The organism is Acinetobacter sp. 22301 (assembly GCF_052045285.1).
GTDB lineage: Bacteria > Pseudomonadota > Gammaproteobacteria > Pseudomonadales > Moraxellaceae > Acinetobacter > Acinetobacter pittii.
This window is the reverse complement of sequence record NZ_JBQEOR010000004.1, coordinates 165,474-178,628: the sequence shown is the minus strand read 5'-3', so window position 1 is coordinate 178,628 and position 13,155 is coordinate 165,474. Positions and strand designations below refer to the sequence as shown.

The following is a 13,155-nucleotide window of genomic DNA, read 5'->3' as shown; positions in this document are numbered from 1 at the left end:
AAACGCTATATACTTAATTTTACGGTTCTATAATTCTAATAAGAGCTCATATAAGGGCTTCTTAGAAAAATGCATGAGGCACAATGATTTATGCGTCCATTACACCCAATTGATTTCATTTTTCTGTCACTTGAAAAAAGACAGCAACCCATGCATGTCGGTGGATTATTTTTATTTGAAATTCCTGAAAATGCACCAGAAACCTTTGTACATGATTTAGTAGAAGATATTAAACGCTCAAAGAGCATTCCTATTCCGCCCTTCAATAACCGTTTAAGTGGTCTATTTTGGGATGAAGATGAAGAGTTCGATATCGATCATCACTTTCGCCACATTGCTTTGCCTCACCCGGGCCGTATTCGTGAACTACTGGTTTATATTTCACAGCAGCATAGCTCACTAATTGATCGTGCAAAGCCACTTTGGACTTGTGACATTATTGAAGGAATCGAAGGCAATCGTTTTGCCATGTATTTTAAAATCCATCATGCGATGGTCGACGGCGTTGCGGGTATGCGTTTGATCGAGAAATCTCTATCAAAAACACCAGAAGAGAAACATGTTGTCCCTTTATGGTGTGTTGAGAGCAAAAGAGCTAAGCGTCTAAAAGTACCGACTCCAAGTACTAGTAAAATTAAAAGTATTTTAGGCGGCATTAAATCTCAACTCGACATAGCTCCCAAAGTTATGCACGAGCTATCTCAAACAATATTCAAGGAAATGGGTAAAAATCCTGATTATGTTTCTACTTTTCAGGCACCAGTTTCTATTTTGAACCAAAGAGTCAGTGCTTCACGTCGTTTTGCGGCCCAATCATTTGAATTAAGCCGCCTTAGAAAAATTTCAAAAGCATTAGGCGTAACGATTAATGATGTTGTGCTGGCTGTATGTTCAGGCGCTTTACGTGAATATTTGATTAGCCAAAACAGCTTACCAAAAAAGCCACTGATTGCCATGGTTCCAGCTTCATTACGTACAGATGATTCTGACATGAGTAACCGAATTACCATGATTTTGGCAAATTTAGGGACGCATAAAGATCAACCGTTAGAACGCCTAGAAATCATTCGTCGCAGCATGCAAAATTCAAAGCAACGCTTTAGCCGTATGACAGCGAATGAAATTTTAAACTATAGTGCGGTAGTTTATGGTCCGGCAGGATTAAACATCATGTCAGGAATGCTTCCTAAGCGTCAGGCGTTCAATTTAGTGATTTCCAATGTACCAGGACCACGTGAGCCGCTTTATTGGAATGGCGCGAAATTAGATGCACTCTACCCCGCTTCGATTGTCATGGATGGACAAGCTCTAAACATTACCATGACTAGTTATTTAGATAAGCTTGAAGTTGGATTAACAGCTTGTCGAAATGCTTTGCCGAAAATGCAAAACCTTTTGACTCATTTAGAAGATGAGATTCAACGTTTTGAAGAAATTATTGCAGAGAAACAGCTGAAACATCATTCAGCAAGTTAGAAAAAGTTAAGGGGCTTTGAATTGGCCCCTTATTTTTTGATTGTGCGGCACTGGTTAAGCAACTGATGACATACTGAACGAATCATTGCAGTTGTGATTGGTACTTCTTTACCTTGGTCATTCAACATATAGCAGCTATTTACTGGCGTGCTTTCTAAAACATGTTTAAGACCGTTGCTAATTAAGTTTTCACTTACATTCATGGGTTATACCTCTTATTGTTTGCTAAGACGTTTAATAGGGAGAACGTCTAGGGCTACTGTATGTAAGTAGTATTTAAAATTCATGAATGAAAGTAAAATTTCAGTTGTAACAAGGATTAAGCGATATCTTGTTACAACTTTAACTTAAAATGATATCGTATTGCTCTTGCGTATATAAATTTTCGACCTGAAATTTAATAACACGGTTAATAAAATGCTCTAAATCGGCTACTGCTGGTGCTTCTGCTGTTAATAATCGGTCAATCACAGAAGGATGGGCAACAACAGTAAAGCCACTCGTTGACTCAAATGCACGCGTATATCGTAATATCTCACGAAATATTTCGTAACACACTGTCTCCGCTGTTTTGACAAAACCCCGCCCTTGGCATGTTGGACATGATTCACATAACAAGTGTTCTAATGATTCACGAGTTCGTTTACGCGTCATTTCGACCAGACCAAGTTCTGACACTTGAGTAATTTTGGTCTTCGCGTGATCTCGCTCAAGCATTTTCTCAAACTGACGCATCACCTCTTCACGGTGAGTTGCTTCTTGCATGTCAATAAAATCAATAATGAGAATCCCCCCCAAATTACGCAGTCTAAGTTGACGCGCGATAACTTGAGTCGCCTCCATATTAGTTTTAAAAACCGTGTCTTCAAGACTACGACCACCTACATATGAACCTGTATTAACGTCAATCGTTGTCATGGCTTCAGTCTGGTCGATCATCAGATAACCGCCCGACTTCAAAGCTACGCGAGTTTGTAAGGCTTTTTGAATATCTTCTTCAACATTATAAAGATCAAATAGTGGTCGCTCACCCGGATAATGGATGAGGCGACTCTTCATATTCGGGACAAACTCATCTACAAACTCAAGCAGTTTTGCGTGAATCTCTCGCGAATCTACATAAATCTTTGCAGTTTCTTCGCTTGCTAAGTCACGAATAATACGTTGAGGTAATGGAAGTTCTTCAAAAATTAAAGAAGGAACAGCAACGTCAGTCTGCTTACGCTGAATGTACTCCCACAATTTGCTCAGATAACACATGTCCTGTGCAATTTCTGCCTCATCCACACCTTCTGCAGCCGTACGGACAATCACGCTACCGGGTAAATTATGCTCAGATTGAATACCTTCAATAATATTACGCAGACGATCTCGCTCTTCTTCAGACTCTATACGCTGCGAAACACCAATATGGTTACCATACGGCATTAATACCAAATAGCGAGAAGGGATTGAAAGATCTGTACTTAGACGTGCACCTTTTGTGCCCAACATATCTTTCATTACTTGGACAGTAAGGGTTTGCCCAGGATGTAATAGCTCAAAGACATTCGGGGTAGGCTGTGAACGAGGCCAAACCATATCATTGATATGTAAAAAGGCTGTTCGAGACAAACCAATATCAACAAAGGCAGCTTGCATGCCCGGGAGCACTCGTACAACTTTACCCTTGTAGATATTGCCGACTAGACCGCGTTTAACTGTACGCTCGACATACAGTTCATTAACAGTTCCATTTTCGATTAATGCCACCCGACACTCCATAGGCGTGACATTAATAAGTAGTTCTTCTGACATACATAAACTCAAAGTATTATAAAATTTTTTATTAAAGAGTCAGAGAAGCTGTTAACTTTAACGTTGTCTAATGTTCATCGACAATGCTATTCAATGAAGAATGATAACAACCCCTTATGTCTTTACTCTTTTGAATAACTGTGCAAATTCGTATAAAGGAAGTCCTACCACATTACTATAACTTCCTTGAATTTGGGGAATATATTGCGAGGCAATTCCTTGAATTGCATATCCACCCGCTTTTCCAACAGGCTCACCCGTGGTCCAATAATCTTCCATATCCTGTGTAGTCAGGCACTGAAACTCAACTTGTGTTTGCACTACCTGACTTAACATTTGTTGTTGAGTAGCAACGCACAGTCCAGAAAACACATCATGCCAACGTCCAGATAATTGTTTCCAGATTTCAAAGGCATGATTTTTCGATTCAGGCTTACCAATAATTTGACCATCAAGTCCCAGACTTGTATCGGCAGCAATAACAATTGCTTCTGGAAAAAGCTTCAATACAGTCTGAGCTTTTTCTCTAGCCAACCGTTCAACATAATGATGAACCAGCTCATTTTCATGAACAGACTCATCAATGTCAGGACTATAGATTTCAAAATCTAAGCCTAGCTGTTGTAACAACTCCTTCCGACGAGGAGAGCTAGATGCTAAAACTATATGCGCCATTTTGCCAAACAATAATAGACGACCGGCCACGTGATGATACTTGTCATCAAAGGTTGCCAATGTCTAGCAATCGAAAAATGAATTCCACCCATCGTCTGTGTTACCCACATAAATGCTAAATGGGCAATAATGACCAGCGTTGCTATCGTCCATAAATTAACAAAAGTTAAAATACGGCGTTCCCGAATTAAAAAACGGGTAAGAAAAGTCACAATTACAAAACTTAAGGCATTGAGCCCTAAAGGCGCATCAAGCAGTAAGTCTGTAAAAATCCCCATCCCAAATGCAAACCAGACCCCACACCATGTTGGCTGACATACTACCCAAAATAGCATGATCATTAACATGAACAGTGGCCGCCATCCTGAAATATCATAAGATAGCGGATAAACCATGAGTACAGAACCCACAATAACGGAGAGAATAATTCCCCATAATGGGTCTTTACGCTTTTCTCGTTTAAGTTTAGCGATCGGCATACGGCTGCTCCTTCGCTAATGATTCAGAGAAAAGTACAACTACATGATGGCCTGTTGCTAATTGTGCTGATGGTGTTACATCAATTTCAGCAAACTCACCTGAATTATGGCGTTTTATTTTGGCCACTGTACCCACTGCGTAACCTGCTGGGAAATGTTCACCCAAGCCTGAGCTAAACACTTTATCACCCACCTGAATATTCGCACTGGTCGGGACATATTCCATTTTTAAACGGCCCAAATCACCTGTACCAGAAACAATCGCCCGCATTCCAGTACGCTCAAGACGTACCGACAGTGAATGTTCTTTATCTGATAACAACATCACACGTGAACTATGAGGGTATACATTAATAATCTGCCCCATAATCCCCTTATCATCCAGAACCGTTTGACCGACCTTTAGATGGTCTGTAGAGCCTCGGTTAATAATAATGATATGACGTAATGGGTCTGCATCTGTCCCAATCACTTCGGCAATTTCCATACGGCCATCAATAATTAATGGTGTATCAAGAAGTCCTCGTAAACGGGTATTTTCAGCTGACAGTTCAGAAAGCTTCTGTAAGCGAACTTGAGCTTGTAAAAGCTCAGCCTGCATCGCGGTATTTTCACGACGCAGTTGCGCTTCAGATTTTGTTTGTTGATTCAGCCATTCTCTCGACAGTACCGGATAACTAGCCAATGCATAAATTGGGTTATATGCAGCGTACAAGACATCCCTTGCTGGCTGAATTACATAAGGCATGCGCCAATCAAAGAACAGCACAACCAAACATGTAATAACCGCAATAATGAACGAGCGGAAAGATGGCGGCTGTCTTGAAAAAATATTCGGTTGCACCGCCTAATCCTTAAACTTAACCGACGAAAAGCATGTCATGGTTCGGGTTGTCGAAGAATTCTAATACTTTACCACCACCACGGGTTACGCAAGTAAGAGGATCTTCAGCAACAACAACTGGTAAACCAGTTTCTTGAGCCAATAACTTGTCAAGGTTACGAAGTAGCGCACCACCACCTGTCAACACAATACCGCGCTCAGCAATATCAGAAGAAAGTTCAGGAGGAGTTTGCTCAAGAGCAGATTTCACAGCGCTTACAATGCTTTGTAATGGATCAGAAATGGCTTGAGTAATTTCGTCAGAAGTTACGGTAATTGCACGAGGCACACCTTCTGCAAGGTTACGGCCACGTACTTCGATTTCTAATGTTGTACCATCAGAAACAGCCATGCCTACTTCTTTTTTAATAATTTCAGCAGTGGTTTCACCAATCACACAACCGTGAGCTTTACGAACATAATTGATGATTTGCTCATCAAAAACATCGCCGCCGATGCGTAAAGAGTCAGCATAGACACAACCTTGCAATGAAATAATTGCAATTTCTGTTGTACCGCCACCAACATCCACAACCATAGAACCACATGCTTGTTCAACTGGCATACCTGCGCCAATTGCTGCCGCCATAGGCTCTTCAATCAAACGAACATCACGGGCACCAGCATTAAATACTGCTTCGCGAATCGCACGACGCTCGACCAAAGTTGATTTACATGGTACACATACAACTACACGAGGTGCAGGTGGGAACAAACGTTTTTCGTGAACTTTACCAATAAACTGATTCAACATGGTTTCAGTCACTTCAAAATCCGCAATTACACCGTCTTTCATTGGACGAATTGCAGAAATATTCGCAGGCGTACGGCCCAGCATTTGCTTAGCATCTAGACCTACAGCAGCAACAATTTTTTGTGAACCACTGTGACGAATTGCCACAACTGTTGGTTCATTTAATATAATGCCGCGGCCTGGTGCATAAATAAGTGTATTTGCTGTACCTAAATCAATGGCTAGATCCGGCGAAAACAAGCCAATTAGTCGTTTTAGAATCACGGTTCGTTCTCAGTTAAACTTTCATGTGGATGCAAGGTGGCAACTTTAAACTAAATGTGATGATTTGAACAAGTCAATCGCTTATTATAACGCACGATATTTTGAAAATTTTTAATACTGATTAGGTGATGTTATGTCTACATCGGATGCACAGCATTCAGCAGATTTAAATGCACAAACAGTTTCAGCAATCGCCAATCTTGCTCGATTGTCGCTCAATGATACGCAATCTGCTGAATATGCTCAAAGTCTAAATAAAATTTTAGGCATGATGGAAACCTTAAAAGGCATTGATACGGAAGGCGTAGAACCTTTGAAAAGTCCTTTTGACAATCCTCAACCTTTACGTGCTGATGTGGTAACTGAAAGCAATCATCGAGATGAATACCAAGCAGTTGCGCCTGCAACTCAAGATGGTTTGTATCTTGTTCCTCGCGTGATTGAATAACTTCTACTCAATTAACCCATCTTCCCTATTTTGAATGTAAAGAAATTTTACTCATGACTGATTTACATCGCTTATCAATTCGTGAACTTGCTGAGGGCTTAAGCCAAGCGAAGTTTTCATCTCGCGAACTGACTGAACACTATTTAAAACGTATTGCTAAAATTGACCCACTGGTAAAAAGCTACGTGACGGTTACGCCTGAACAAGCTCTTGCTGAAGCCGACGCTGCCGATGCTGCATTAAAAGCAGGTAATGCAACAGCTTTAACGGGTATTCCACTTGCTCATAAAGATATCTTTTGTACCAAAGGCATTAAAACAACTGCCGGTTCAAAAATACTAGACAACTTCATCTCTCCATACGACGCAACTGTTGTTGAAAAAACTAAAGCAGCTGGTCTTGTCACTTTAGGTAAAGTGAACATGGACGAGTTTGCAATGGGTTCAACTTCAGAAAGCTCGTATGTTGGTGCAACAAGTAACCCATGGGCACTCGACCACGTTCCTGGTGGCTCATCAGGTGGTTCTGCTGCGGCTGTAGCGGCTGATTTAGCACCTTTTGCTACAGGTACTGATACAGGCGGCTCAATTCGCCAACCTGCGTCATTCTGCGGCTTAACGGGCTTAAAACCAACCTATGGTCGTGTATCTCGTTTCGGCATTATTGCTTATGCATCATCTTTAGACCAAGCAGGTCCGATGGCTCGTTCTGCTGAAGACTGTGCCTACCTCATGAATGTAATTGCAGGTCACGATGCAAAAGACTCAACTTCGGTTAAAAAGGAAGTTGATGACTACGTTGCAAATTTAAATGGCACACCTGTAAAAGGTTTACGCATTGGTATTCCTAAACAGTACTTTAACGTTGCAGGCTTAGATGCTGACGTTAAAGCACGTGTTGAAGAGTCTTTGAAAAAGCTTGAAGAAATGGGCGCAACGCTTGTTGAGATCGACCTCAACATGACTGAAGCTTATGTACCAACGTATTATCTCATCGCGCCTGCGGAAGCATCTTCTAACTTGTCTCGTTATGATGGCGTTCGTTACGGCTACCGCTGTGAAAACCCTGCTGATTTGATGGATCTTTATAAACGTTCTCGTTCAGAAGGTTTTGGTCCAGAAGTTCAGCGCCGTATTCTCATTGGTACTTACGCGCTTTCTGCGGGTTATTACGATGCCTACTATGTAAAAGCTCAAAAAGTACGTCGTTTGATTCAACAAGACTTCTTAAAAGCATTTGAGAATGTGGATGTGATTGCTGCTCCTGCTGCGCCAACAACTGCATATAAAATTGGTGCGAACTTAAGCCCAACTGAAATGTATTTAGGCGATATCTATACCCTTGCAGTGAACTTAGCAGGCTTACCAGCGATTAATGCTCCTGTTGGTTTTGATAAAGACAGCTTACCTGTAGGATTACAATTAATTGGCAATTACTGGTCAGAATCAAAATTGTTGTCGATTGTCCATCAATACCAACAAAACACCGATTTCCATACTCAACGTGCGGCAATTGCTGAGGAGAATGCATAATGGCTGAAGCTCAAAAGTTGAAATTGATTGACGGTTGGGAAGTCGTTATTGGTATCGAGATTCACACTCAGCTTGCGACTAACTCTAAAATTTTCTCAGGTTCATCGACTGAATTTGGTCAAGACCCAAACACGCAAGCGAGCCTTGTAGACTTGGCAATGCCGGGTGTACTCCCAGTTTTGAATGAAAAAGTAGTTGATCTTGCAATTCGCTTCGGTCTTGGAATTGATGCATACATCGACCAAGCTTCTGTATTTGCACGTAAAAACTACTTCTACCCTGACTCTCCAAAAGGCTACCAAATTAGCCAAATGGACAACCCGATTGTAGGCTTAGGTCACATCGACATCCAACTTGAGGATGGTACGACTAAACGTATTGGCGTAACTCGTGCTCACCTTGAAGAAGATGCGGGTAAATCTGTACATGACCAATTTGAAGGCATGTCTGGCATTGACTTAAACCGTGCTGGTACACCTTTACTTGAAATCGTTTCTGAACCTGACATGCGTTCGGTTGAAGAAGCTGTTGCTTATATCAAAGCAATTCACACATTAGTACGTTGGTTAGGTATTTCTGACGGTAACATGGCTGAAGGTTCATTCCGTGCGGACTGTAACGTGTCTTTACGCCGTCCGGGCCAACCTTTTGGTACACGTTGCGAGCTTAAAAACCTCAACTCATTCCGTTTCATTGAGCAAGCGATCAATGTTGAAATTGAACGCCAAATGGAAATTTTGGAATACGGCGGAAGTATCGACCAAGAAACTCGTTTGTTCGATCCAAACAAAATGGAAACGCGTTCAATGCGTTCGAAAGAAGAAGCGAATGACTACCGCTACTTCCCCGATCCAGATTTGTTACCTGTGATTATTGCTGATGAGCAAATTGAAGCTGCTCGCGCTGCACTTCCAGAGCTCCCTGCTGCTCGCCGTGCGCGCTTTATCGCAGACTTTGGTGTAACTGAGTACGATGCACATGTACTTACGCTCTCACGCGAAATGGCAGACTTCTATGAAGCTGTTGTGGCTGCTGCTGGCGGTGCGAAGCAAGGTAAAGTATCAGCAAACTGGGTAATGGGTGAATTCTCAGGTGCGTTAAACAAAGCAGGCCTAGACTTAGCAGACTCTCCTGTTTCTGCTGAACAACTTGGCGGCATGATTGCACGCATTGTTGATAACACCATTAGCGGTAAAATTGCTAAACAAGTCTTTGGCTTTATGTGGGAATCGGAAGGTAAATCTGCCGATGACATTATTGCGGAAAAAGGCTTAAAGCAAGAAACCGACACTGGCGCAATTGAAGCAATTATTAAAGAAGTACTTGCAGCCAATGAAAAAATGGTTGAAGAATACAAGTCTGGTAAAGAAAAAGCCTTTAACGGTCTTGTTGGTCAAGTCATGAAAGCTTCTAAGGGTAAAGCCAACCCTGCTCAAGTAAATGAATTAATGAAAAAATTGATTGGTTAATTTCATTAGCTAACTCAAAAAAAGCCTCGATTTATCGGGGCTTTTTTACATCCTTATGAAACATCCTTCGACTAAAGAATGTGCTTTTTGCTAAAAATCATACTTTCATTGTGCTAATTTAAATTAAAAATTGAAATCACATATATTTTAAATAAGAGAGATAAATCATGTCTAAAAAGATTCTAATGTTGGTCGGTGACTATGCAGAAGACTATGAAACTATGGTTCCATTTCAGTTCTTAACTGGTTTAGGTTATACCGTGCATGCTGTTTGCCCAAATAAAAAGAACGGCGACCATATTGCGACGGCTATTCATGATTTTGAAGGCGAACAAACTTATAGCGAAAAACGTGGCCACAACTTTGCGATTAACTATGATTTTGATGCCGTTAATACCGAAGAATATGTAGGTCTAGTTATTCCGGGTGGTCGTGCACCAGAGTATTTGCGCATGAATGATCGTGTTATCGAAATTGTGCGTGAGTTTGATCGAGTGAAAAAACCAATAGCAGCCGTATGCCATGGCGCTCAGTTACTGGCAGCGGCAGATGTATTACAAGGTCGCCTCTGCTCAGCTTATCCAGCATGTGCGGCCGAAGTAAAATTGGCAGGTGGACAATACGCAGATATTGCTGTGAGTGAAGCCGTTACAGATGGGCATTTGGTGACTGCTCCAGCTTGGCCTGCACATCCAGCTTGGTTAGCTCAATTTGTGAAAGTTTTAGGGGCTACAATTACGATCTAAAGAGATCTCTTTATCCCAAATACAATAAAGCCTGCTATTAGATAGCAGGCTTTATTACTAAAATAGAAGACTAGATTTTTTATCTTGTAATCCCTAATTTATTCCAAATTTCTGGTGTTAAAAACGTCGTCACTAATTTATTTAAATCGATATAACGCAATGTACCTTGTAACTGCTGTTTAACGGCCGGGTCTTTAACAATATCTTCACCCGCACTTTGACCTAACTGTTGAAAAGCCTCTCCAACCGCCTTCACACCTTCAGCCTGAATTACAGCTTTGGTCTGAGCAGAACATTGCTCCACAATCACACGTTGTAAAACCTGAGCCAGTTTTTGGTCTAACTGATCTTTTTGCTCAGGCGTTACATTACTAAATGCTTTTAAATCTGGATGAGCTGCTAAAGCTGTAAATGTCCATTGAAGTACAGTAGTTTTGTCTGAAGCCGTTGTAGCCTTAACTAAACAATCACTGAGCTGATCAACCGTTGGGCCAGCCATCACAATTTGAGTAGTCCCCAACACAGCAGCAGCCACACATATTGAACGGCTCAGGTGTGAAAACTTACGGCGAACAATAGTGTAAAGATGACGTGACATAGGTCTAGCTCCAATAAACAATCTGTTCTTTTTATCACAGAGTCACTAAAGTTACCTGTTATGACTCTGTAACCGCAAAATACTTATTTCACCACAGACTCTATTCGATCAAGCTCCCACACCCCACCTGCTGCCAAGCCTTTGCACATACCCGTCCACATATCCTTAGTGTGCACAAAACTCTTGCCATCCCACACCCATTCTTCACTTGCCCAACAGTCTCCAATGCCTCTTCCCTTTTGAGAACTGCTGATCATACCGCTATCAAAATCTGAAGCAGACTCAGTCACAAATGAGGCCTTATCATTTAAGGATTCATCTAGTACCCAAGCACCATATCCTTCGTTATAGGCGCCTCTCCAACACAACGTAGTCGCCAGAAGTTTCTTATTGGTTAGTTTATATAGCTCAATTTTCTGTGGTTCAGCTCCATCACTATTACCACCATAAATTCCTTCACAAAAGTCTTCTTTCGGATTTGGTTTAGCAGCCATCAAACTACGGTATATTGCTTGGTACTGTTTATTTTTAGGCTGTAATGTTAAATAAGGTTTGTTTGAAGTCTTAATACGTTTAACAAGTAGTTTTGGCTCAGGCATAAGCACTTTGGTTTCATTGGTGCTGCCCTTTTTAACCAAAGCACCAACAGTTCCGATACGCTTCTGAAAATCATCCATTTTTAATAACACAGCGGTCATTCCAGCATCGGAAATTTTCCATTTATGCTGTGAATTTTTAAATACAATTTCGGTCTTCTGTTTGGATTGCTGTAGTACAGCATTGACTTGCGAGCTGTTCAGTTTACCCATAAGTGGTAACTCAGTACCATCTACACTCACAGCGCCTAAATCTTTGCCATTTATATAAAAATGAATATTTTTAAGCTGGTTTGCTGGCATGCTTTGTTCATAGTCTGACAAAGCAAATTCAATCTGCACAGGTTCTTTTGGGCCAGCTTTACGTGTTAATAAAATTGAAGCAGGATTGTCACCATTTTCCTCGTTTTGATAGCCTGCGGCTTTACATGTACCGGTATTGCTACAAGAGATTTCCCATTCTTGGTGAGAAAATGAAATACCTTTTATGTCTTGAGCAAAACCATAAGAACCAATGACGGATAAACAGCAAATTGAAAGGACTTTCTTCATTTTTTCATGTCTCTGCTGGTCTGTTTTATTATGAAGTTAACAATAGCGTTAAATTTTGAGTTACCGTCTAGTTTAAAAGAATATGTTAGATTTATATAAGATTTAAATTGATTACTTTCTAAAAATGAAAAAACTAAATTTTTTATTATGCACAGCATTGGTCAGTCTAACTTCAACTGTTTATGCAGAAGTAAAAAGCTTTACTCCCCATTTTCCAAAGTTTTATAGTTCTGCTGCAACCCGCAAAGCAGATAATCAATTCTACGCTCTAGGAGAGGCAAAGTTTTTAAACGGCGTTACAGTCCCGTTTTATGGTGTTACAGCACAGAGCCCAACAGAGAATGGTTTACTTAAAGACTTTGAAACCTGTACACCTAAAAGCTGCCATTTTAATTTTAAACTCGATGCTCAACATGCAAAACAACTCAAGCTTCTTGCATTACCTGAAACAGGTTTGGTGCTCGTTCCAAGAAATTGGCAAGATGTGCAAGCAAATGCAGGCGCTAATGGGACTGGTTTTGCTCTAATAATGAGTACAGATCAAAAACAAGCAATAGAACTCTATGATTCTTCATTTTGTGTTGGCTGCGGATTACCAAATGCAACGCTCTATTTCCCAGAGTTATTAAAAGAAAGTCTTGAAAATGAATTCGGTGGCTATAAAGACCCTAAAAAACTCATCAATATTGTTCACCCTTCTAAGAAAGTGGCTTTTTTTAGTTATCAAATTCCACAAGTGAACAATAAAACGCATGGTATTGCTAAATATTATGATGAAGACACTTTTAACTATAAAGAAATTCAAATCACCTTAGATAAATCGCAGCAGTCTTTAGTTGGCCCTATCCTTAATTTTTATAATGCAACGCACTAATCCAATACTTAA

The 13,155-nt window shown here is 40.7% G+C and carries 14 protein-coding genes; 6 read left to right on the top strand and 8 right to left on the bottom strand.

Features of this window, described 5'->3' with window-relative positions:
- Positions 1-90: 90 nt before the first annotated feature.
- Positions 91-1,476 carry a WS/DGAT/MGAT family O-acyltransferase gene (locus ACTJJH_RS09065; protein WP_005064414.1) on the top strand — a complete coding sequence of 462 codons (1,386 nt, stop codon included), beginning with the start codon at positions 91-93 and terminating at the stop codon, positions 1,474-1,476.
- Positions 1,477-1,505: 29 nt separating this feature from the next.
- Here the strand turns inward: ACTJJH_RS09065 and ACTJJH_RS09060 are convergent, their stop codons facing one another.
- From ACTJJH_RS09060 to ACTJJH_RS09035, 6 genes are all read right to left on the bottom strand, one after another.
- Positions 1,506-1,679, bottom strand: coding sequence for a PA1571 family protein (locus tag ACTJJH_RS09060; RefSeq protein WP_002116397.1), 174 nt, complete (start codon positions 1,677-1,679; stop codon positions 1,506-1,508).
- A 139-nt stretch (positions 1,680-1,818) separates the two neighbouring features.
- Positions 1,819-3,273 carry a ribonuclease G gene (gene rng / locus ACTJJH_RS09055; RefSeq protein WP_005064412.1) on the bottom strand — a complete coding sequence of 485 codons (1,455 nt, stop codon included), beginning with the start codon at positions 3,271-3,273 and terminating at the stop codon, positions 1,819-1,821.
- A gap of 114 nt (positions 3,274-3,387) precedes the next feature.
- The gene (locus ACTJJH_RS09050) at positions 3,388-3,948 is read right to left on the bottom strand and encodes a Maf-like protein (protein WP_078219647.1); all 561 of its coding nucleotides are present in this window, start codon (positions 3,946-3,948) and stop codon (positions 3,388-3,390) included.
- Entirely contained in the window at positions 3,936-4,427 is a 492-nt protein-coding gene (gene mreD, locus ACTJJH_RS09045) for a rod shape-determining protein MreD (RefSeq protein ID WP_002116279.1), read from the bottom strand. The genes ACTJJH_RS09050 and mreD overlap by 13 nt, the downstream gene beginning before the upstream one ends.
- Positions 4,414-5,271: a rod shape-determining protein MreC gene (mreC, locus tag ACTJJH_RS09040; RefSeq protein ID WP_002116449.1), complete on the bottom strand. Its 858-nt coding sequence runs from the start codon at positions 5,269-5,271 to the stop codon at positions 4,414-4,416. Before mreC ends, mreD begins: the two co-directional genes overlap by 14 nt.
- A 16-nt stretch (positions 5,272-5,287) precedes the next feature.
- Positions 5,288-6,328 carry a rod shape-determining protein gene (locus ACTJJH_RS09035; RefSeq protein WP_000601379.1) on the bottom strand — a complete coding sequence of 347 codons (1,041 nt, stop codon included), beginning with the start codon at positions 6,326-6,328 and terminating at the stop codon, positions 5,288-5,290.
- Positions 6,329-6,461: 133 nt separating this feature from the next.
- Here ACTJJH_RS09035 and gatC point away from each other — a divergent pair, with 133 nt between their 5' ends.
- The 4 genes from gatC (at position 6,462) to ACTJJH_RS09015 (ending at position 10,523) form a co-directional block, all read left to right on the top strand.
- On the top strand, positions 6,462-6,776 hold the full coding sequence (gene gatC, locus ACTJJH_RS09030; RefSeq protein ID WP_000107699.1) for an Asp-tRNA(Asn)/Glu-tRNA(Gln) amidotransferase subunit GatC: 315 nt from the start codon (positions 6,462-6,464) through the stop codon (positions 6,774-6,776).
- 53 nt (positions 6,777-6,829) lie between these two features.
- A complete protein-coding gene (gatA, locus tag ACTJJH_RS09025; RefSeq protein ID WP_440601028.1) occupies positions 6,830-8,308 on the top strand; it encodes an Asp-tRNA(Asn)/Glu-tRNA(Gln) amidotransferase subunit GatA in 1,479 nt (492 codons plus the stop codon).
- On the top strand, positions 8,308-9,777 hold the full coding sequence (gene gatB, locus ACTJJH_RS09020; protein WP_000796643.1) for an Asp-tRNA(Asn)/Glu-tRNA(Gln) amidotransferase subunit GatB: 1,470 nt from the start codon (positions 8,308-8,310) through the stop codon (positions 9,775-9,777). The genes gatA and gatB overlap by 1 nt, the downstream gene beginning before the upstream one ends.
- 167 nt (positions 9,778-9,944) lie before the next feature.
- A complete protein-coding gene (locus ACTJJH_RS09015; protein WP_213069679.1) occupies positions 9,945-10,523 on the top strand; it encodes a DJ-1/PfpI family protein in 579 nt (192 codons plus the stop codon).
- A gap of 79 nt (positions 10,524-10,602) precedes the next feature.
- On the opposite strand, the gene ACTJJH_RS09010 is transcribed toward ACTJJH_RS09015, so the two are convergent.
- Positions 10,603-11,121: a hypothetical protein gene (locus ACTJJH_RS09010; protein WP_440601027.1), complete on the bottom strand. Its 519-nt coding sequence runs from the start codon at positions 11,119-11,121 to the stop codon at positions 10,603-10,605.
- Positions 11,122-11,204: 83 nt separating this feature from the next.
- The gene (locus ACTJJH_RS09005) at positions 11,205-12,269 is read right to left on the bottom strand and encodes a DUF1176 domain-containing protein (RefSeq protein WP_440601026.1); all 1,065 of its coding nucleotides are present in this window, start codon (positions 12,267-12,269) and stop codon (positions 11,205-11,207) included.
- 124 nt (positions 12,270-12,393) lie between these two features.
- Between ACTJJH_RS09005 and ACTJJH_RS09000 the strand changes: the two genes are divergently transcribed.
- Positions 12,394-13,143: a DUF4850 domain-containing protein gene (locus tag ACTJJH_RS09000; RefSeq protein ID WP_119684658.1), complete on the top strand. Its 750-nt coding sequence runs from the start codon at positions 12,394-12,396 to the stop codon at positions 13,141-13,143.
- The last annotated feature ends 12 nt before the right edge of the window (positions 13,144-13,155 follow it).

Coding starts and splice junctions, on each gene's coding strand:
- gatB (WP_000796643.1), top strand. CDS start 8,308: ATGGCTGAAGCTCAAAAGTTGAAATTGATTGACGGTTGGGAAGTCGTT.
- ACTJJH_RS09010 (WP_440601027.1), bottom strand. CDS start 11,121: ATGTCACGTCATCTTTACACTATTGTTCGCCGTAAGTTTTCACACCTG.
- rng (WP_005064412.1), bottom strand. CDS start 3,273: ATGTCAGAAGAACTACTTATTAATGTCACGCCTATGGAGTGTCGGGTG.
- ACTJJH_RS09050 (WP_078219647.1), bottom strand. CDS start 3,948: ATGGCGCATATAGTTTTAGCATCTAGCTCTCCTCGTCGGAAGGAGTTG.
- gatC (WP_000107699.1), top strand. CDS start 6,462: ATGTCTACATCGGATGCACAGCATTCAGCAGATTTAAATGCACAAACA.
- ACTJJH_RS09060 (WP_002116397.1), bottom strand. CDS start 1,679: ATGAATGTAAGTGAAAACTTAATTAGCAACGGTCTTAAACATGTTTTA.
- ACTJJH_RS09005 (WP_440601026.1), bottom strand. CDS start 12,269: ATGAAGAAAGTCCTTTCAATTTGCTGTTTATCCGTCATTGGTTCTTAT.
- ACTJJH_RS09015 (WP_213069679.1), top strand. CDS start 9,945: ATGTCTAAAAAGATTCTAATGTTGGTCGGTGACTATGCAGAAGACTAT.
- ACTJJH_RS09000 (WP_119684658.1), top strand. CDS start 12,394: ATGAAAAAACTAAATTTTTTATTATGCACAGCATTGGTCAGTCTAACT.
- mreD (WP_002116279.1), bottom strand. CDS start 4,427: ATGCCGATCGCTAAACTTAAACGAGAAAAGCGTAAAGACCCATTATGG.
- ACTJJH_RS09065 (WP_005064414.1), top strand. CDS start 91: ATGCGTCCATTACACCCAATTGATTTCATTTTTCTGTCACTTGAAAAA.
- gatA (WP_440601028.1), top strand. CDS start 6,830: ATGACTGATTTACATCGCTTATCAATTCGTGAACTTGCTGAGGGCTTA.